Annotated in this window: 25 protein-coding genes; 19 read left to right on the top strand and 6 right to left on the bottom strand. The window is 65.1% G+C overall.

Annotated features, from left to right (window positions below):
• Nucleotides 1-373 precede the first annotated feature (373 nt).
• Nucleotides 374-1,165 (bottom strand): DUF2510 domain-containing protein, encoded by a 792-nt coding sequence (locus tag ACFULT_RS22295; RefSeq protein ID WP_378482537.1) that lies wholly within the window; start codon nucleotides 1,163-1,165, stop codon nucleotides 374-376.
• Between the two features lie 1,256 nt (nucleotides 1,166-2,421).
• Between ACFULT_RS22295 and ACFULT_RS22290 the strand changes: the two genes are divergently transcribed.
• The 3 genes from ACFULT_RS22290 (at nucleotide 2,422) to ACFULT_RS22280 (ending at nucleotide 4,814) form a co-directional block, all read left to right on the top strand.
• Nucleotides 2,422-3,294, top strand: a complete 873-nt coding sequence (locus ACFULT_RS22290) for a hypothetical protein (protein WP_378482536.1) — start codon at nucleotides 2,422-2,424, stop codon at nucleotides 3,292-3,294.
• A 515-nt stretch (nucleotides 3,295-3,809) separates the two neighbouring features.
• Nucleotides 3,810-4,379, top strand: coding sequence for a hypothetical protein (locus ACFULT_RS22285; protein ID WP_378482535.1), 570 nt, complete (start codon nucleotides 3,810-3,812; stop codon nucleotides 4,377-4,379).
• Nucleotides 4,380-4,436: 57 nt separating this feature from the next.
• A complete protein-coding gene (locus ACFULT_RS22280; protein ID WP_378482534.1) occupies nucleotides 4,437-4,814 on the top strand; it encodes a hypothetical protein in 378 nt (125 codons plus the stop codon).
• 22 nt (nucleotides 4,815-4,836) lie between these two features.
• On the opposite strand, the gene ACFULT_RS22275 is transcribed toward ACFULT_RS22280, so the two are convergent.
• Nucleotides 4,837-5,292, bottom strand: a complete 456-nt coding sequence (locus ACFULT_RS22275; protein WP_378482533.1) for a hypothetical protein — start codon at nucleotides 5,290-5,292, stop codon at nucleotides 4,837-4,839.
• A 157-nt stretch (nucleotides 5,293-5,449) separates the two neighbouring features.
• Here ACFULT_RS22275 and ACFULT_RS22270 point away from each other — a divergent pair, with 157 nt between their 5' ends.
• The 10 genes from ACFULT_RS22270 (at nucleotide 5,450) to ACFULT_RS22225 (ending at nucleotide 11,719) form a co-directional block, all read left to right on the top strand.
• On the top strand, nucleotides 5,450-5,650 hold the full coding sequence (locus ACFULT_RS22270) for a type II toxin-antitoxin system HicA family toxin (protein WP_094628041.1): 201 nt from the start codon (nucleotides 5,450-5,452) through the stop codon (nucleotides 5,648-5,650).
• The gene (locus ACFULT_RS22265) at nucleotides 5,647-6,033 is read left to right on the top strand and encodes a HicB family toxin-antitoxin system (protein WP_378482532.1); all 387 of its coding nucleotides are present in this window, start codon (nucleotides 5,647-5,649) and stop codon (nucleotides 6,031-6,033) included. Before ACFULT_RS22270 ends, ACFULT_RS22265 begins: the two co-directional genes overlap by 4 nt.
• Nucleotides 6,034-6,169: 136 nt before the next feature.
• A complete protein-coding gene (locus tag ACFULT_RS22260; protein WP_378482531.1) occupies nucleotides 6,170-6,562 on the top strand; it encodes a hypothetical protein in 393 nt (130 codons plus the stop codon).
• Nucleotides 6,562-6,870 carry a hypothetical protein gene (locus tag ACFULT_RS22255; RefSeq protein WP_378482530.1) on the top strand — a complete coding sequence of 103 codons (309 nt, stop codon included), beginning with the start codon at nucleotides 6,562-6,564 and terminating at the stop codon, nucleotides 6,868-6,870. Before ACFULT_RS22260 ends, ACFULT_RS22255 begins: the two co-directional genes overlap by 1 nt.
• Nucleotides 6,867-7,580 carry a DUF6349 family protein gene (locus tag ACFULT_RS22250; RefSeq protein WP_378482529.1) on the top strand — a complete coding sequence of 238 codons (714 nt, stop codon included), beginning with the start codon at nucleotides 6,867-6,869 and terminating at the stop codon, nucleotides 7,578-7,580. Before ACFULT_RS22255 ends, ACFULT_RS22250 begins: the two co-directional genes overlap by 4 nt.
• Nucleotides 7,577-8,578 (top strand): hypothetical protein, encoded by a 1,002-nt coding sequence (locus tag ACFULT_RS22245; protein WP_378482528.1) that lies wholly within the window; start codon nucleotides 7,577-7,579, stop codon nucleotides 8,576-8,578. The genes ACFULT_RS22250 and ACFULT_RS22245 overlap by 4 nt, the downstream gene beginning before the upstream one ends.
• A gap of 100 nt (nucleotides 8,579-8,678) precedes the next feature.
• On the top strand, nucleotides 8,679-9,041 hold the full coding sequence (locus ACFULT_RS22240; RefSeq protein ID WP_378482527.1) for a hypothetical protein: 363 nt from the start codon (nucleotides 8,679-8,681) through the stop codon (nucleotides 9,039-9,041).
• Between the two features lie 37 nt (nucleotides 9,042-9,078).
• Nucleotides 9,079-9,432, top strand: a complete 354-nt coding sequence (locus tag ACFULT_RS22235) for a hypothetical protein (RefSeq protein ID WP_378482526.1) — start codon at nucleotides 9,079-9,081, stop codon at nucleotides 9,430-9,432.
• Nucleotides 9,433-9,838: 406 nt separating this feature from the next.
• Complete coding sequence (locus tag ACFULT_RS22230) at nucleotides 9,839-9,979, top strand: hypothetical protein (protein ID WP_378482525.1); 141 nt, start codon at nucleotides 9,839-9,841, stop codon at nucleotides 9,977-9,979.
• Between the two features lie 108 nt (nucleotides 9,980-10,087).
• Nucleotides 10,088-11,719 (top strand): ParB/RepB/Spo0J family partition protein, encoded by a 1,632-nt coding sequence (locus ACFULT_RS22225; RefSeq protein ID WP_378482524.1) that lies wholly within the window; start codon nucleotides 10,088-10,090, stop codon nucleotides 11,717-11,719.
• Nucleotides 11,720-11,835: 116 nt separating this feature from the next.
• Here ACFULT_RS22225 and ACFULT_RS22220 read toward each other — a convergent pair whose 3' ends face one another.
• Nucleotides 11,836-12,054: a transcriptional regulator gene (locus ACFULT_RS22220; protein WP_378482523.1), complete on the bottom strand. Its 219-nt coding sequence runs from the start codon at nucleotides 12,052-12,054 to the stop codon at nucleotides 11,836-11,838.
• Between the two features lie 310 nt (nucleotides 12,055-12,364).
• Between ACFULT_RS22220 and ACFULT_RS22215 the strand changes: the two genes are divergently transcribed.
• The 4 genes from ACFULT_RS22215 to ACFULT_RS22200 all read left to right on the top strand — a co-directional run bounded on the left by ACFULT_RS22215 (nucleotide 12,365) and on the right by ACFULT_RS22200 (nucleotide 13,848).
• Complete coding sequence (locus ACFULT_RS22215; protein WP_378482522.1) at nucleotides 12,365-12,583, top strand: hypothetical protein; 219 nt, start codon at nucleotides 12,365-12,367, stop codon at nucleotides 12,581-12,583.
• 6 nt (nucleotides 12,584-12,589) lie between these two features.
• Nucleotides 12,590-12,961 carry a hypothetical protein gene (locus ACFULT_RS22210; RefSeq protein ID WP_378482521.1) on the top strand — a complete coding sequence of 124 codons (372 nt, stop codon included), beginning with the start codon at nucleotides 12,590-12,592 and terminating at the stop codon, nucleotides 12,959-12,961.
• An 82-nt stretch (nucleotides 12,962-13,043) separates the two neighbouring features.
• Complete coding sequence (locus ACFULT_RS22205) at nucleotides 13,044-13,238, top strand: hypothetical protein (protein ID WP_378482520.1); 195 nt, start codon at nucleotides 13,044-13,046, stop codon at nucleotides 13,236-13,238.
• Between the two features lie 28 nt (nucleotides 13,239-13,266).
• Complete coding sequence (locus ACFULT_RS22200) at nucleotides 13,267-13,848, top strand: DnaB-like helicase N-terminal domain-containing protein (RefSeq protein ID WP_378482519.1); 582 nt, start codon at nucleotides 13,267-13,269, stop codon at nucleotides 13,846-13,848.
• A 49-nt stretch (nucleotides 13,849-13,897) separates the two neighbouring features.
• Here ACFULT_RS22200 and ACFULT_RS22195 read toward each other — a convergent pair whose 3' ends face one another.
• The 3 genes from ACFULT_RS22195 to ACFULT_RS22185 all read right to left on the bottom strand — a co-directional run bounded on the left by ACFULT_RS22195 (nucleotide 13,898) and on the right by ACFULT_RS22185 (nucleotide 15,647).
• Nucleotides 13,898-14,908, bottom strand: coding sequence for a hypothetical protein (locus tag ACFULT_RS22195; RefSeq protein WP_378482518.1), 1,011 nt, complete (start codon nucleotides 14,906-14,908; stop codon nucleotides 13,898-13,900).
• A gap of 110 nt (nucleotides 14,909-15,018) precedes the next feature.
• Complete coding sequence (locus ACFULT_RS22190) at nucleotides 15,019-15,204, bottom strand: hypothetical protein (RefSeq protein WP_378482517.1); 186 nt, start codon at nucleotides 15,202-15,204, stop codon at nucleotides 15,019-15,021.
• The gene (locus ACFULT_RS22185; protein ID WP_378482516.1) at nucleotides 15,201-15,647 is read right to left on the bottom strand and encodes a hypothetical protein; all 447 of its coding nucleotides are present in this window, start codon (nucleotides 15,645-15,647) and stop codon (nucleotides 15,201-15,203) included. The genes ACFULT_RS22190 and ACFULT_RS22185 overlap by 4 nt, the downstream gene beginning before the upstream one ends.
• Before the next feature lie 300 nt (nucleotides 15,648-15,947).
• Here ACFULT_RS22185 and ACFULT_RS22180 point away from each other — a divergent pair, with 300 nt between their 5' ends.
• On the top strand, nucleotides 15,948-16,235 hold the full coding sequence (locus ACFULT_RS22180) for a hypothetical protein (RefSeq protein ID WP_378482515.1): 288 nt from the start codon (nucleotides 15,948-15,950) through the stop codon (nucleotides 16,233-16,235).
• Nucleotides 16,232-16,474: a hypothetical protein gene (locus tag ACFULT_RS22175; RefSeq protein WP_378482514.1), complete on the top strand. Its 243-nt coding sequence runs from the start codon at nucleotides 16,232-16,234 to the stop codon at nucleotides 16,472-16,474. The genes ACFULT_RS22180 and ACFULT_RS22175 overlap by 4 nt, the downstream gene beginning before the upstream one ends.
• Nucleotides 16,475-16,492: the final 18 nt, after the last annotated feature.

Genomic DNA, 16,492 nt, shown 5'->3' with positions numbered 1-16,492 from the left:
CACATACCTAGGGGGGTATGCAAGTACCCGTGGGGGTATGAGGGAAGGGGTGGGCCGGAGCCGATCGGTAGACGGCAGTGGTTTTGCCGGATCCAACGCGAGGCTGTGCTGGCGGCCGCAGGAGGCGTTTGATGGTCGCCAGTCTGCGAATGCGGTTGTCCCTCAGGGGTTGATGCTCCACCCACGCGCGAGTTGCGCCGCTATCGTCCGCGAGTTTCTGTGAACCCGCGCAGTTGCGTCCCACTTCCACTCGAAGACCCACTGCGCTCCGGACGGCGGTGCGCCTGGACTCGCGAGCATCGGAGGCAGGGGAGTCGGCGGCATCGCCTTGGGATGCCCGAGTGAGGGCTGTTCAATCCTCGACTCGGCTGTTTCAGCCGGTTACGTCGATGATCGAAGCGGTCATCGTCGCGGCTGTCGTGCTGCCACCGAACTGATTTTCGTAGGTGCGCGAGCCTGTCAACTGGCCGTAGATCGTGACGTAGTCGTCCTGCGCGATCGGTCCGAGCACTGCAGCATCGCCCGTGACCAAGACATTTAGGTCGTAGCCGGAGCCGGGTGAGGCGCCGACATCGGCGCGGAACAGGCTGGTCCCGGTTACCGCGTCGAATTGCGCGACTTGTCCGTAGAGGACCATCTTTTTGCCGCGACTGGCATCGGGATTCTTTGACAGCAACGCCAGATCCCGCGCGGAAATCGCGGGATACGTGGCGCGGTCGAACACTGCTGCTGCTTCGGCTTCGGCCCTGCGGCGGGCGTTCTCGTCGGCAGAGGCTTGGGCGGCGGCCGACGCGGCGATCTCTTCGGCACTCTTCGGAGGAGGCGGTGCAGCCATCGGGTATGGCTGGGCGATCGCGGAGCCGGTGGGCCGGGTGTTCGATGCCGAGCTGGTATTCCGTTCTGGGCTGTCCAGGTCGTTGACGATGCTCCTGAACCCCAGGAAGATCACGAGGAGAACCACAGCTGCGCCAGCGCCGAACAGCAGTCTCCTGCGGTCCTTGGCCTTCTCTCCGGGGGTCTTCGGGGCCGTGGCGCCGGGAACCGGCGTCAGCTGCGGAGGCGGCTGCGTCTCGGACGCGGACTTGGTCGCCGAGGTCCACACCTGCCCATCCCACCACCGCATCCGGTTGCGGTCCTCGGGGTCAGGGTGCCACCCTGCTCGCATCGCTGTCCTCCTCGATCCCAACCCCGAACCTACTGCTGGGTGATCGCCGTCCTTGCCATCTCGGACACTGATTTTCTCCGGCTGCATCTCCGCTCAGCAACGGTATTCATTCGAACGAATGAATACATCGCGACTGTTGGAGGGAACCGGCGCGGTGGCACCGACGTCGAAGTCGGTATGGACAGTATCGAGCGGGACGCCATCAGGGACGAGGGTCTCGATCCGTACGACACGGAGGTCATCGCGGCGCTGCGGCGCGTCACCCACACTTTGCGGGCTCATCGATACCCCGCGGGCGACCGCTCAGGGCCGCCCACCGCAGGCGACATCACAGATGCCTGCCCGAGCGACCAACGCAGGTCCGGTTCGCATGTCAGGTCTCGTCCTCATCGGCACTAAGGCTCGGTGGTTGATACTCACCGTATAGTTGTTGGTTCGGATCAATCGAATTATGTTGCGCACGAGCCCTTTCAATGACTTCGGCGTCGCGTGCCCGTTTGGTTGCGACTTTCTCCCGCACAGCCCAGATCGCGCCTCCGACCGCGAAGGCCAGCCCGGTGAATCCCGCGCCGATGGCACCGTCTGCGAAGTTCCCGATCGATCCGATTACTCCGAAGACAATTAAGGCCACGGCAGTGCCAAATCGACGTCTGCTCCTGGTATCTCGATCGGGGTGGGTATAGAACGTGTGGATCCGCCGGTACGTCCGATTGAGGATGCCAGGCTCGCGAGCATCGTGTGCGCTGCCGACGGCAGAGTTTGTCGAGGCCGGTGGGCTCGGTACTGGGGCCGTGTGTGCACTCGTGGTGTGAACCGCATCGACGAATTGCGAGTGGAGGCTCAATTGGTGTCCGCACGCACGACACTTCTTCCGGGTGGCCATGGCAACTTCGGACGCGCCGAGGGTCACGACACTGGCGGACGCGCGCCCAAGCTTGCGGCCGGTGTGCGCAAAATCGGAGTTCGTGCAGTTCTTGCAGTCTCGGCAGCCGGTGTACACCCTGCGCGGCATAGGTTTCTCGCCATCTCGTGTGCTGTCGGTCGTGGCGGATGCTACGAACCTGTCAGTTGATCAATTGATCGGCGCAGAGCTCGGATGCGTTAGCTACTCGACGCGCTACCCGTGGGCGACTGGTCAGGGCCGCGCAACGCAGGTGACATGCAGATGCTTACGCCGAGCCTTCCCGAACTCGACAATCGAACAGGCGTTCGACTAAAGTAAAGGCGTCCCACAGGCACGGCGAAAGGTCGATTCCATGGCCGCAGCCGACCCGATCCCAGACTTGACCGGGCTCGACAAGACCGCGCAGCTCGACGCCCTCCGCCGGAAGATGGCGGCGATCCCTGGCCGCCGCGATCATGCGCCTACGGACCTACCGGCCCAATCGGTGCCGCTCGCCCCGGTGCCCGCGTCGTCGACACCGACTCAAACGCCTCCCGCCGGTGGCGGTGGCGCCGACGACGTCCTCACGCCCGCTGTGCGCGCTCGCACGCTCCGCACCATCCCGGCACCCCTGCCGATGGCCGAACTGCTGCCACAAGGCGCACTGGCCCGCGGAACAGCCCTCTCCATCACGGGAGCCGGATCGGTTCTCGTCGGACTGGTTGCAGCAGCCAGTGCAGCCGGCCACCACGTCGCCGTCATCGGCCAACCCAAGCTCGGACTACTGTCCGTCCACGAACACGGCGGAGATCTCACCAAGGTCGCACTGGTCGACCCTGGGGACCCCAACACGGCTCTCGACGCCGCCAGCATTTGTCTCGACGGGGTTGATTTGGTCGTGACCACCCTCGGAGGACGCGACATACCACCGACCCGCGCCAGAGCATTGCTCGCTCGATGCCGAAGCCACGCAGCGGTATTGGTGGTCACCGATGGTCGGATGCCCGGTCTCGACCTGACCATCGAATCTCGCCCTGTCGCCGTCGGAGGCATCGAACGGGGGCGAGGGCGGCTGCGCACGATCACCATCGAAACCTCCGTCCACGGACGCGGAGCACCTGCTCGCACCGGCCGCTACACCGTGACGGCACCGATATTCGGCGAGCGACGCTTGTCGTGGTCCTCCGGCAGTGACATCGGTTCTGCGGGCGGCGTGACCACGCGCCGACTGGCGGCGGCGCAATGAACGAGCTGTACGAGAATTGGCCCACCACCTTTGAGCCGAGCGTGCGGCGAATCGTGGATCCGCCGATACCGGGTGCTGGTCGACGTCAGTTTGACGGTCGCGGGTGCCGCTGGAGGCTCGTTTCGCGACGGAACCAAACTCAAGGTCCGTGCCGAAGGTCTCGCGATGGACATCAAGGTCCAGGGGACATTGCATGCTTGGGCGAAAACTGCACGTGGTCAATGGATTTGCAGTCTGAGTTACAGGATACCCACCGGCAACGACATGGGATTTCTGCAGGTGGATCGGCAGTGGTGTCCCGCCGAAGCCGCCCGGCCTTTGAATTAACAACCATGCTGGGTGTCAAGAAATATTGACGAATCATCATTGTCATAAAGTCCCAGCAAGCGTTTGCCGAGATAGTCGATTTCCTTACGAAATTCGACTGCGGTGCACGCACTGATCGTTCATTTGAATGGATGAACTGGAAGCGCGGTGATGGTCCAACCTCGACGTACCCAGGATAAAGTGCGGCCATGACCAACCGGAACATCGCCAGGCGCTTCGGCGGTCTGACCATCGCTTGTGTTGTCTCAGTATGTCTCGCCGCGGGTTGCTCCACGCAATCGGTAGGCGAAGGCACAGGCGCCAACTTGGAGTCGTCGGCTGTTCCAGAGACGACATCAGGGAGGGATAGCGCGGAACAATGCGCGGACAGTGCGCTTCCTGCAAATCTGGATTCGCGGGAGTACGCCAACACCGTGACCGGCTGGTACCCCGAATCACCGACAGCGCTCACCCCTGAAGTCTTCTTCTCGAACAACGAGGCACTCGGCATCAACCAATTGGTCTCCGACACACCTCCTGGTGGCCAACAACGTTTCAGTGAAGCCGCTTGCAGTGATCTACGGCAGATCCTCCAAGGTCAACCAGGCTTTCAAGGTAAGACAGTGCCCCTGGGTCTGGCAATCAACATGGCGTATACCTGGTGCAGCACGCGGAGCCAACTCAGCGCGGCAAACCAGCCATGGCCAGAATTCTCTGGCACCCCAACGGGAAACGCAAACAACGCCGCGTTCGAATTCATCTGTCCTCAAATTCCATAATATGCCAAACGTCAACAAATCTTGACATCGACGTGGCCGTCAACATATCTTGACGCTATGGAATCGACGGAATATCTCGACGCGGCCGAGCTGATGGCGCTGTACAACGAATATCAAGCGGCGCTGCAAGATGTCGAGCTTGCCGAGTCTGCGGTCGAGGTGAAGCTCAAAGGTGCGAAGGCAATGCAGGAACGTGCGGACGCACGCGTGGAGAACGCAATATCGGATCTCGACGCGCTCGAGGTCAATGCGTTTCTCGCCTCGACTCTGCTGGCAGACCGGTTCGCGATCGTGACCCGGCTACGCGAGCAGCAGGTCTCGTGGGCGAAGATCGGCACGATTCTCGGGATGAGCAGACAGGCTGCGCAGCAATGGCACGACTACTTCCACCTGCGGCCGCGCGCGGTGAACCCCACCAGGCAACTGCGATCCTGACCGGCGCCGCGGCGCGCGCGCATTACCGCGCGGTGGTGCGGGCGGTCATCTCGACGATTGCCTCCTCGACCCAGTCCGACCACGCCGGGTACGACTCTTCCTGTGCCCACCACGCCGCCCGCGCCTGTGCCCACACCGCGGGTGAGCAGGTGAAGGCCCGCCGAGAGCGGCCCGATGGCGCATCGGCCGCAATCCGCCGCCCGGTCGGCAATCGATCCGGAGCAGGGGCGAGAACGCCGCGGCCCAGTTCGGTGCGCACCGCTGCGGCCTTGAGCGCCAACGCCGCCTCCAGCCACTGCGTCCACGCCAGATACTCACGCCGCACCGAGCTCCACGCAGCTTTCGCCTCTGCCCACACCTGCTCGGTGCACGAGAAACTCTGCCGAGTACGCGCCCACGAGCGCCCAGTGCTCTCGCCGGCCCCAGTGCTGTCACCGGCCCCAGCGTGGTCGCCGGCACTGTCGACTCGATCGGGCATGAATGGTGTCCTTTCGGATCGGGTGTATCCAGTGTCTCTCACCAGGCCAGAAGCGTTGTCACTGCCTGCCTTGCTGCGGCACCGGCCCGTCGAACGCCCGAGGAATATCTGTCTAGTGCACTTGCCTTGATAGTGGCTAGTGCGCTAGACTATAGTCATGGTTACGGAGCAGCCCACACGGAAAGTGGTCAAAGAGCTGAAAGCGGCCGGATTCTCCCCGGCGCGCACAGTCGGATCACACACCACCTGGGTTTCGTCCGACGGTGCGGTCAAAGTGACCGTCCCGGACGGGCACCGGCGGATCTCCCCGGGCGTGTACCGGAAGATTCTCGCGGCCATGAAGGAGGCGCAGCAGTGAGCACGGCATACAAGGTCGAGGTGACCCGAGACGGCAAGTGGTGGATGATCGCCATCCCCGAACTCGATGCCCTCACCCAAGCCCGCAGGATCGACGACATACCGACCATGGCGCGCGAACTCATCGCCCTCGAAACCGGAGTCGCCCTCGCCGACGTCGCGATCGAACAACGCATCGAACTGGCCGCCGGGGGAGAGGACCTCGCGCAGCGTGTCCGCACCATCCGCGACCGCCGCGCCCGTCTGAGCGAAGAGGAAGCACGCGTGCAAACGGAGATGGCTCAGTTCGCGAAAGAACTTGCCGCCGCCGACGTGCCCGTCCGCGACATCGGCTCCCTCCTCGGCGTCGCACACCAACGCGTCAGCCAACTCGTCAACAACTAGACCGCCAAAGTCCCACAGGCGAACTCGGTCTCGTTCCGCTACCACCACGGCGCGAGCGAGTGCGTGCGAGTTCGACCTCACCGCCATTTAGATACACAAGAAACATTGCCGGGCCAGTCCCGAGAAGGAGACGACGATGCTCGTCATCACCCGCACCATCGACGTGGACGAGAGAGCGCCCGTAGACCTCGTCCTGGACATCGACCCGGTCACCTTGACTGCCGCCGCACCCGGCGTCGTCCTGATCGGCATCTACCGCGAGCTGAAATCTCTGGCCGAGAGGGCTATGCCGCTGTCGATCGAGACCGGCGTCTACCCGGCCCCGGACGGTCTGCCGTGGTCGGAGAGGGGCGTCGAACCGTCTGCGACGGCCCTGCGCTCGGACCTGGTCCGGAACGACCCGGACGCCTACGAGTACGCCTGCAACGAGAACGCCTGGCTCCGCCAGCTCTCCGACGCCCGCTACGTCGTGACCGCATACACCTTCGACGCCGGATACAGCATCACCTACACCGTGGAGGTTCTCTGATGACCGCCCTCGTCGACGCCGCTGTCCTCGACGCCACTGTCGTCGGCGCATCCGAAGACGCACCCAGAGCGATGAAAGGCATTGTTATGAAACTTGTTTCCACCGATCACCACTACAGCGGGACCGTCGTCGACATCCTCGAGTACCGCACCGTGCCGGGAGGCGGCGTCGAAGCACTCGTCCTCGTCGACGAACCCCACGCCTGGTACAGCGGACTATTACCGGTCACCGTCGACGGCGAGGATCTGCGACTGCTACTGGCGGTGCAGTCGATGCCCCGCCCGTCGAGGATCGGACGCTGGGTATGAGCGACATCGCAGGCCAACTCGACATTTTCGACGCACTCGCCGACCTCGAAGCCGACGAGCAAGACCGCCGCGAACGCCTCCACGGCATCCCGATCCTGTTCGCCAGCCCCGCGCGCGGCATCGAGGCACGAACCGCCGAATTCGATGCCTGGACGCAGAAATGGGGACACTTCCGGTCGATCTGCGACTCCCACGCCTGGACAGTCGACCTGACTGCCCCGAGCGAGGGCACCGACACCTGCCAGCCGACTGTGCTGACGGTGGATTTGGGCTGCATCTGCAACCGACGCCGCGACGAGACGCCCTGCCAGTGCGTCGGCGGTCTGGTCTATCGCGGTGCGTGCACCGGCTGCACCTGGGAATCGGGCGATGTCAGCGGCGAGAACCACGCCGTCAACGCCGCTCTCGATCACGCCCACCCCGGCTGGCTCGACGACCTCGATGATGCTGTCGCACCCCCGCCGTGGGACAAGCTTGACGCCTGGAAGAAGAAGACCCGAAACAAGATCGGGGAACGTCCGGACGGCTGGCCGGTCATCACCACCCGCACCGCACCCGGCCTGCGCTCGGTACCGGGCCGATCCCCCTGGGGCGGCTACGACATCGCCCACAGCGTCGCCCAAGCCCACAGCGTCGCCCAAGCCCACCTCGACACCCGCACTGGGCCCACACCCGCCGAAATCCCCACTTCACGAAAGGCCTGCCCATGAACACCGCAACAGTCCTCGCTCAATCCCCGACCCCGAGCGGAGTCGGAGCCCAACCTCCCCACTCCGCAGACTTCGAGACCGTCTTCTCCTACATCATGTGGGTAGGCACCGTCCTGGGCATCATGGCGCTATGCGCCGGCGGAATGCTGATCGCACGCCAGCGATTCGTCGGTCGCACCGAGGGGGCCGACAAGGCCGGGATGATGCTGTTCGGAGGGCTGGTTCTCGCGGTCCTGCCTGCTGGGCTCCGGTTCGTGTTCTTCGGAACCGACTCCGATACGGCAGCGATGCCTGAGGCCACCGAGACCGCCACACCCACCCCGGCCCCGACGACCACCCCGGTGGCTGTGACGAGGCCCGCAGCACCGAGCGAACCGACGGACTGGACACCTCTGATCTGGATCGGCGGTGTGCTCGGCGCACTGGTGATCGCGGCGCTCGCTGCCTACCTGATCGTGCGCACCCGGCACCGCATCCTCGACCGCCGCACAGCCCATACGGTCCTCGTCGACGATTTCGCGGCCGCAAAGGCCGTCTACGCCCAGGTCGCCGACGCCTACGCCGCCTACCTCGCCGACCCGTACGCCATCTTCACTCGCCCACTGCTCGACGACCTCGACCAGCCACGGACCGCAGCGTTCATCGACGCCTTCGCCGCCGCAGGGGCACTGAACACCGACACCTGCCCCGCCAGTACCGAGCGGGTGCAGGCCTTCGCCGACGCCTCCCGTGCCGCGCTCACCGCCTGGAAGGCCGCAGACACCTACGCCCGCGCCATCGGGATGGGCGTACAGACCGAAGACACCAAGCGGACCGTACGCCGCATCCGCAACGCACTGGGGCTCGCACTCGACGACACCGCAGCAGCAGGAGAACGCGCCACCGCCATAGCCACGGTGCAGCGGCTTTCGGACGGTCTGATGACCGTGCCCGAGCGTGTCTACGACCGAGCCAAGACCGCCATAGAAACCGCCACACGTAAGCAACTCACCAGCTGAAATCCGTGTTCAGGTCGGCGCGAGCAGGTGGAACCTGTCGGACCGACCTGGCACCATCGCAGGCACTACGACGCCAATCGCAGGGGGAGAACACCAACCGATGAACATCATCACCGCACGTACAGCCCAACGACAGGCCCGCGAGACACTGTTCGACGACTACACCGACAAGCACGTCAGCGATTACACGGCCGCCGCTCTTACCTACAGTGACCATCGCGAACGCGCTCTACATGCCCTCGACTTTCTGCTCTTTGTCGCCGCATTCGGCCTTGCGGTGTACAACCTCACCCTCATCTGGCGCGGCGGTGCAGATCTCGCACTTGTCGCGTTGACCTTCGGAACCCTTGGTGCAGCATTCGCGGTGCGCAACTGGGCGCGCGGCACCGACGCCGACACAATCCGGACCATCAACGCCAACGTCCTGACAGCCCAGCACACCCGCCGACCCACACAACCCTGACCACACCGCCATCGATCGATCAACCCAGGGGGACAACATGGACACCAGCGTCACACTCGCCAAAATCGCCCTCATGCTCGCCGCTCTCACACTCGGCCTGGCGCTGTACTACACCCGCCACTACATCGTCGGACCGTCCATTACGAGGAACTACAACCAAGCAGTGGTCTACTGGTCTCTCACCGGATTGTTCTTCACTGTCTCCGCGCTCAGCAGACCAGCCTTCTCTACAACCGACACTGCGGTTGCCGTCGCTCTCATTGTGGTGTGCACAGCACTGCCGATCGTGTACCTCCGCAAAACCCGCAGAGCGCACAGGCCGACCTTCCTGGAGGGAATCGCGACGGACGACATCATCGACCGCGCCCGCAACACCCGCGAGAGTGACTGACCGCCATCATCATGTACTCGATCGGGCGGGAGGAGACCACCCCGCCTGCATGACACCCGGACGCGAACCGGACGTGTGGCCTGGCCCGAGATGCCCTGTCGCAGCTTTCCCGCTGTGGCAGGGCATCTTTCGGTTGCAGGACAGATGCACGGTGTACGGCTCGGTGTTCGTGCGCACCGCCAGCCGGTGACCGGGACGATCAACGCCGTCATCGCCGAATCACGTTGCCGCGCTTGACATTACAGTCTCATGCTGTAAACTTGGGGTATGATAGAAACAGCAGCCACCCTCACCGCCGTCACTTTCCCCATTCGCGCCACTCGGCCGCGAATGGGGAGTCTCGATTCGCAGCGAGGGAAGCGAACGCGAGTACATCGCCGCCACGGGCATCGAAGAGCACGCGCCGATGGACTGGACGCCCGACGAAGCCACCCAGCTTCTCCGTGAATCCGGCTACGAGGTGATCGGGGAGTGGGAAGACATCGACCACACCGGCGGAGAGGACCCCACCTGGAAGGCCGTCATCGTCGCCGCCGACCGCGCCTGACCTTCACGGAATGAACAAGTTTTCGGCGGGGAACCGGGCAGCTGGTATCTGCCCGGTTCCCCGCCGCACATCACACCACATCAGCACACGACGGGGAGAGCTACACCGATGACCATCACAGAGACCGCACCGCCCACCACCACGCTCGTCGAGACGGATCCGCATCAGCTCGACACCGCCGCCAACGTCCGCGACAACGTCGACATCACCGCCGACCCCGAGTTCATCGAATCGGTCGCCACACACGGCGTCCTGCAAGCCATCTCGGCCGTCCGCCGCGCTGACGGCACCCTGGCTGTCATCGACGGTCAACGCCGAACCCTCGCAGCCCGAGAGGCAGGTCTGACCTCGATCCCCGTTCTCGTGCGAGAAGAAACCGCCGAGGACAAAGCTGCGACCATCGAGCGAATCACCGCCCAGGTCGTGTCCAACGACCACCGCACCGGCCTCACCCGAGGCCAACGTATGGTCGCGGTCTCCCAGCTCCTCGACCTCGGTATGACCGTCCCAGCGGTCGCGAAGAAACTCGCACTGCGCAAGGACTACACCGAACAAGCCGGACGGGCAGGACGCTCGGCACACGCACGCCGCCGCGTCGACGACGGGCAGCTCTCCCTCGAAGGCGCCGCGTTGCTTGCCGACCTCGAAGCCGTCGCCGAGCGTGAACCGTGGGTCGCCGAGGCGATCGAGAAGATCCTCGACCGCGACTACGGAATCGTGTGGCCACTGGAAAAGCTTCGCCGCCGCATCGGCGAGCGCGCCGACGCGGCCGACGCAGCCGCCGACTACACCGCACGCGGCTTCGCGCTGCTCCACGACGAACCCTCCACCCACACCGGGCAGTGGTTCTCCCTCGCGGACCTACGCACCGCCGGCGGCGACGCGGTACCAGCCGATACCCCCGAGCAGGCCCCGCACCTGTGGCACGTCCACGTCCACACCCCCGGCCTGATCTGGATCGACAAGAAGACCCGCGAGGAACTCGACGAGAGCGAGATCGACTTCGACACCGAAGACGACGCCGAGGCCGAACCGGACGAGGGCGCAGTGCACTTCGACTCGGTCGAGCAGATCCGGCAGTGGCAGTTCGAGTTCTTCCTCCACCGCGACCATCTCGCCGACACAGACCTCACCATGGCACCCACGGTTGCTGCACTGATCGCAGGCGAGGACGATGACCAGGACAGCGACGACGGGTTGACCGCAGCGCAGCGAGCGGCCGCTCGCGCCGAAGCAGAGCGCGTGGAGAAAGAGCGCGCCGAACGCCGAAAGGTCAAGGCCCTCAACCGCGCCGGAGCGACGGCCACCGATCTTCGCCGCAGCTTCCTCACCGGTCTGCTCGCGAGCAAGAGCGCGCCGAAGAACGCGACCAAGTGGATGATCGGCACTCTCGCCGTCCACGGTGATGTGTTCACCGAATCCAAGTGCGCCGAGCGCTACGCCGAGATCATGAACACCCCGCTCACCAGTGCCGCCGACAAGGCCGAGACTGCTACCGCCGCACGCGCCGAGGTGCTGCTGCTGGCCCGCGTGCTCACCGCCTTCGAAGCCCGCCTCACCGGCACGCAGGACGCCAAGGACTACTGGCGCTTCTCGGCCAAGCACTACCGAGGCATGGTCGGTATCGACAGCTACCTGACCTTCCTCGCCGACAGCGGCCACACTCTCACCCCGGTCGAACAGGCCGCGATCGGCAACATCACCGTCGCTGCCGCCTACGAGGCCGTCACCGACGACTGAGCCCCACCAGCACCAGCGACGGCCCGGACATCATGTGATGTCCGGGCCGTCGTCGTTGCATGGAACGCGATCCGCCGATCGCGCATCGTCAAGACTTCTTGACAGTGGTCGGCACCCTACTGTCGCAGGTCGGTTCTCGCACCCCGGCCGGGACGGTCCACGATCCACTGTTCGATCGTCTGCCGCGAGTACAGGGGAGTGCGCGAGAGATGCCGCGCAGCCTTGGGAGCCTGCCCGCGTGAGACATAGGAGTTCCACGTCGACGCCGACATGGCCTTGCCTGTCTGTTCTTCGATCAGAACCAGGACTTCGGCGGTGGTCAGCTCATCGCTCATGTGCGGTCTTTCGTGTGGTGTTCGACGAATGCAGGTGCGTACGACATAACCTTACATCTTCCAGCTGTAATGATCGACGCTCCACCCCGCGCGGCCGTCGCATCAGCGTCAAGAAACATTGACATCACGGAAACCGGCGTCGGCGTCGGGAGACTCCGGCGAGTGTTGTCTGCTGGCGCGCGCGAAAGGCGTGCCCGAGTCGGAGTCGGCACGTATACCGTTCTGCCGCATACCGTGTCGGGCATCGTCGGCGTCGATCCACGGCCTGTTCACCTTGCACGTTACAAGGTGAGCCTGTATAGTTGGGGTCATGAGCGAGACACCCGCCAACGAGTTCGATCTCGACCGTCTGGTCCTGCTGTGCGAGGCAGACATCGCGCGCCGTGAGTACGAACAGGAACGTCGCGAGATGCTCGCCGCCGAAGCCGAGGAGCGCGAGACGATCGAACAGATCAGGCACATGCGCCGCACCGGCCAGGAACTCCCGGACTGGGCTCTGCATTTCATCGCCTGCTACGGGCAGGTGTGAGCGGCTATGACGACACCGGCCCACGTCGGCGCCGCAGTCACGGCGTCGTTGTTCGAGGTGTGCGCGCTACCGGGGTGCCGCTACCCGGTCACCCATCCCGCAGACGTGTGCGCGAGCTGCCGGACCGCGTTCGGGTCGATGCTGAGACAGACGACCGAACCGGTGCGAGATCCCGGCGAGGTCGCAGCGGAGCTGAAGCAGCGCGATGACGTCGTACGTACCCGCTACCGTGAACGCACCACAACCGACGTCGACGAGGCAACGAGTGAACCGGAGCAGCGCCGCAGCCAGATCTGCTGGCTGTGCACCGAACGCCGAACCTGCACCCGGCAGAGCGCCGGGTGGGAATGCCGCGACTGCGCCGCCGTCACCGGCTGACCGAACGTCAGTGCGTCACGCGAAAAGACCAGCCACACAACGAACCAGTGACACAACGAACCATCGATTGAACGGACACACCATGACCCGTCTCGACCGCGCACTGACCCAATACAGCCGCACCACCGCACGCATCGACACCGCCACCCGCACAGGAACACTCGCCGCTCTCACAGCCCTGCACCGCACCTGCCGTCAATGGGAAGACGAGGCACGCACCCTCGGCGCGAGCGCCGCCGACCTCGCCCACGCCCGCCGGACCGCAGCCACCGCCTGACCGGCGAACAACGAGACGAAGGGCAGAGATGGCGCTGCACGCGGTACCCGAACCCGCATCGGAGCCCGACCGTGTCGAGGCCGGCCCCGATAGTTCGCCGCCGTACGATCTGGACACAGACCCCGAAGCGCTGCTGTTGTGCGCGCTGATGTGGAGTTACCACCCCGGTGCAGACGCCCCCGACGCTGCACGCATCACCGCGACACTGACCGCCCACGACTTCGAGGACTACGCCCACGGCCGCCTGTTCGCGGTCATCGCCGAACTCGTCGAGCAGGGTCGACCGTTCGACGTTCCTTCTGTCGCAGCCGCACTGGTGCGTTCGGGCGCGGCAGGGCAGAAAGACGGGCCACTGCGTGGGCGTCTGGTCAACATCGCCACTCTCGGCGCGTTTCCCCTCGCCGCGACCCATCACGCCGATATCGTGCTCTCGCAGTCCTACCGACGATCCTTCCTCGCCGCCGGACACTCGATCATCACCGCCGCCGAGGAACTGCCCGAAGCAGACCTCTTCGAACATCTGTTGACACACGGCCGCCGTCAACGCGCCGCATACAACCGCCTCACCGCTTTCCGTAGCGGTGCCCACACCGAGAACCACCTCGATTGAGGCACACCGACCGCAGCACCTCCCGCAGGCAGTGACGACGCGCCACACATCACCCGGCCACCGACAACGAGACGGGCACCCACACCGAAAGGTGTGAGTGCCCGTCTCGTTTCTCTTGTTGCGTCCGGACCGTCAGCGGGGCCATCCGGTGCGCCGCATCCGACACAGGGGAGCGGTCACCTACAGCCAACCTCGGCGGCGCACTGACCAACCCACGCGGCCGCGTCGACGCATCGACCGCACTCCCGGCCACCGCACTCTCGGGCGTGGCCGCGATGGCTGCCTCGACCGTGCGGTCGGACGAGACGACCTCGCGTGCGGCGGGTGATGGTGTGCGGCTGCGAAGCTCGTCGAGATCCTGCGCGAGGACGGTGATGTGCTCGGCGTCGACGACCGGGTCGAGCGCGGCGAGGTTCGCCCGCAACTCCTCCACCCGCGTGTAGCGGGCAGCAGACTCCCGGTCGACCTCGGACAACTCGGCGGCGTGAGCGATCCGCAGCACCGTATCTCCGCGCAATGGGGTGACCTCACCACCCAACTGCTCCGCGAGCTCGTCCGCGACGGCGCGTGCACTCTCGTAGTCGTAGACCCCGACGTCGGTGCGCGAGTTCGGTAGCGGATCGGGCCGGGTCGAATACACCTCGACCTCGACCGCGTCGGGATGATCGAGGTCGATCCCCGGCGGCGGTGTGCGTGTCACGGCGGCATCGACGATCGTGGTGACGTGCGCCGGGGGCGGCAGGACGGTACGCCGCACACCGGGTGCGTAGTTGCGGTTCGATGCCAACTCCCCGGCCAGCTCGGCGGGGGAGCCGATGAACTCCACGTTCGTCCCGGCAGCGTTCCCGGTGTCCCCGATGATCGACACCGCGACCTCGGGCACACCGCGCGTTTCCGAGAGCGCAGCGGCTTGAGTGAGAGCGAATCGAGCAGCGGCAGTGTGGGTGTAGAACGCGCCGCGGTAATGCAGAAAACCGGGATCCTGGTGTTGGTCGAGGGAGCGGATCTCGACTGCGATCGCCGGTCCGGTCTGCTCGGTGGTGGGTGCAGGGGAAGTCATGAACAGGGTCTCCAAACGGTACGTGGGGTGGCACGGCGGCCACCGGGGTGTGCTCGCCAGGACGTCACCGGACGAGCACGGGGAATGGAAAGTAAGAGCGGTCGGTCAGCTCAGGCGGGCGCGGTCATCAGTGCTGCGAACCCGCACAAGAAGCCGACGACGACCAAGGTGTTGCCCGCCGGATACGGACGCGAGGTCTGGTCTTCGGAAATGACGAACAACCCCGCTGCCAGTAACGCCAGTCCGGTCACCATCAGAACCATGGCGAGATCCGCACCGGCGCTCAGGGCAGTCACTGCTCGCTCGGAGGCGCGTCGCGATGGCCGGTGTCATCTCCGGCGTCGCGCGGGCCGGGGGAGCTGCTGGCGGGGTGCGCAGGCGTCGTCTCCTCCGGAGCAGTGTCGGAGGGCCTGCGCGGTGCAGCCGCCCGAGCAGTCTTGGTGGCGTTCTTGCGAGAGGCGGGTTTCTTCTTCGCCGGTGCCGTGGGTGCATTCAACCCGCTGGCTTTGAGTTCGGCGGCAGTCCATCCGGCGGCGAGTGCGTCGTTGTAGGCGTCGGCATGTTCGGTGTCGGCGCGGTCCGCGAGACGGGTTGCGGCCACGACTTTGTCGTGGGCCTCGGCAGCGGCTTGTGCTGCGTCGATGAGCGCTTCGACGAACTTGGTGCGCGCGAGCGCGGCATCGCGTGCACGCGCCAGAACGGTCTCTCGGTCGAGAGCGAGAACAGGAGTGACAGACATCAGAGGTGAGGGCCTTTCAGGATTCGATGCGCGGACATCCCCACCGGACAGGCACCACGTCGCCGCGCTCGACGACGCGAGCGGGCAGTCCACGACACACACAGGGTGCGCATCGGCGTGATGCGGGGTGGGGCGCGCTCGAACGTGACCCTCATCGACGTTCGAACCAGTGACGAGTCTAGATCATCACGAGGATCCACACGATGCAGCAACAGCGAGGTGTGGCGGCCGGGGCAGCGCTGCGGTCGCGCGGGTTGCTGTGGTGTCTTGCCGAATCGGCGAAGGAGTCGACAGCGAGCGATGTCGGTGGTGATCTGGTCCAATATCGACATGTCTGTGTCGGGAAGTTACACAAACGCAGGGCGCGGGGTCGGCGATGTCGTCGACGTCGTTCGTCCTGACGGCAGTGTCTTGGCGGGAACGATTGTCGAGGACTACGCCGATGTCGTGGTGCCGGTGGAGATGCTCGGGCGCAATTGGGCGCCGGTGTCGCGATGGGCGGTCGCACTCGAGACCGGCGTACTGGTCTTCGTTGACGACGCCGACATTGTGGAGGACACGGGTGACACCGCCGGGGATCAGCGATGACCGGACGCGAGAGCGAACTCGATCCGCTGATCGAGTTCGCGGTGAAATGGGAACCGTACGGCGGGGCGAGTGCGTCGGAGGTGTTCGTGGAATTCGGTATCGGCATGGTCGAGTATCGGCGGCGTCTGTTCCAGATCCTCAGCAAACCGGATCGTGGGGGTCTGAACCCAGAGCTGGCGAGCCGGTTGCTCGCATACTCGGTGCGTCCGGTTCAGCAGGTACCGCCAATCGGGGAATGACGGGCAGCGAGGGGCCGA

The sequence above is a fragment of the Rhodococcus sp. NPDC057297 genome (assembly GCF_042667435.1).
Taxonomy (GTDB): Bacteria; Actinomycetota; Actinomycetes; order Mycobacteriales; family Mycobacteriaceae; genus Rhodococcoides.
This window is presented reverse-complemented; position numbering and strand designations above follow the sequence as displayed.

Excerpts from the sequence above, each read along its gene's own strand:
- ACFULT_RS22200 (WP_378482519.1), top strand. The coding sequence starts at position 13,267 with ATGGCGCTGCACGCGGTACCCGAACCCGCATCGGAGCCCGACCGTGTC.
- ACFULT_RS22295 (WP_378482537.1), bottom strand. The coding sequence starts at position 1,165 with ATGCGAGCAGGGTGGCACCCTGACCCCGAGGACCGCAACCGGATGCGG.
- ACFULT_RS22250 (WP_378482529.1), top strand. The coding sequence starts at position 6,867 with ATGAGCGACATCGCAGGCCAACTCGACATTTTCGACGCACTCGCCGAC.
- ACFULT_RS22235 (WP_378482526.1), top strand. The coding sequence starts at position 9,079 with ATGGACACCAGCGTCACACTCGCCAAAATCGCCCTCATGCTCGCCGCT.
- ACFULT_RS22230 (WP_378482525.1), top strand. The coding sequence starts at position 9,839 with ATGGACTGGACGCCCGACGAAGCCACCCAGCTTCTCCGTGAATCCGGC.
- ACFULT_RS22205 (WP_378482520.1), top strand. The coding sequence starts at position 13,044 with ATGACCCGTCTCGACCGCGCACTGACCCAATACAGCCGCACCACCGCA.
- ACFULT_RS22255 (WP_378482530.1), top strand. The coding sequence starts at position 6,562 with ATGACCGCCCTCGTCGACGCCGCTGTCCTCGACGCCACTGTCGTCGGC.
- ACFULT_RS22180 (WP_378482515.1), top strand. The coding sequence starts at position 15,948 with ATGTCGGTGGTGATCTGGTCCAATATCGACATGTCTGTGTCGGGAAGT.
- ACFULT_RS22185 (WP_378482516.1), bottom strand. The coding sequence starts at position 15,647 with ATGTCTGTCACTCCTGTTCTCGCTCTCGACCGAGAGACCGTTCTGGCG.
- ACFULT_RS22270 (WP_094628041.1), top strand. The coding sequence starts at position 5,450 with ATGGTTACGGAGCAGCCCACACGGAAAGTGGTCAAAGAGCTGAAAGCG.
- ACFULT_RS22280 (WP_378482534.1), top strand. The coding sequence starts at position 4,437 with ATGGAATCGACGGAATATCTCGACGCGGCCGAGCTGATGGCGCTGTAC.
- ACFULT_RS22285 (WP_378482535.1), top strand. The coding sequence starts at position 3,810 with ATGACCAACCGGAACATCGCCAGGCGCTTCGGCGGTCTGACCATCGCT.
- ACFULT_RS22240 (WP_378482527.1), top strand. The coding sequence starts at position 8,679 with ATGAACATCATCACCGCACGTACAGCCCAACGACAGGCCCGCGAGACA.
- ACFULT_RS22245 (WP_378482528.1), top strand. The coding sequence starts at position 7,577 with ATGAACACCGCAACAGTCCTCGCTCAATCCCCGACCCCGAGCGGAGTC.
- ACFULT_RS22175 (WP_378482514.1), top strand. The coding sequence starts at position 16,232 with ATGACCGGACGCGAGAGCGAACTCGATCCGCTGATCGAGTTCGCGGTG.
- ACFULT_RS22195 (WP_378482518.1), bottom strand. The coding sequence starts at position 14,908 with ATGACTTCCCCTGCACCCACCACCGAGCAGACCGGACCGGCGATCGCA.
- ACFULT_RS22215 (WP_378482522.1), top strand. The coding sequence starts at position 12,365 with ATGAGCGAGACACCCGCCAACGAGTTCGATCTCGACCGTCTGGTCCTG.
- ACFULT_RS22225 (WP_378482524.1), top strand. The coding sequence starts at position 10,088 with ATGACCATCACAGAGACCGCACCGCCCACCACCACGCTCGTCGAGACG.
- ACFULT_RS22260 (WP_378482531.1), top strand. The coding sequence starts at position 6,170 with ATGCTCGTCATCACCCGCACCATCGACGTGGACGAGAGAGCGCCCGTA.
- ACFULT_RS22275 (WP_378482533.1), bottom strand. The coding sequence starts at position 5,292 with ATGCCCGATCGAGTCGACAGTGCCGGCGACCACGCTGGGGCCGGTGAC.
- ACFULT_RS22290 (WP_378482536.1), top strand. The coding sequence starts at position 2,422 with ATGGCCGCAGCCGACCCGATCCCAGACTTGACCGGGCTCGACAAGACC.
- ACFULT_RS22210 (WP_378482521.1), top strand. The coding sequence starts at position 12,590 with ATGACGACACCGGCCCACGTCGGCGCCGCAGTCACGGCGTCGTTGTTC.
- ACFULT_RS22220 (WP_378482523.1), bottom strand. The coding sequence starts at position 12,054 with ATGAGCGATGAGCTGACCACCGCCGAAGTCCTGGTTCTGATCGAAGAA.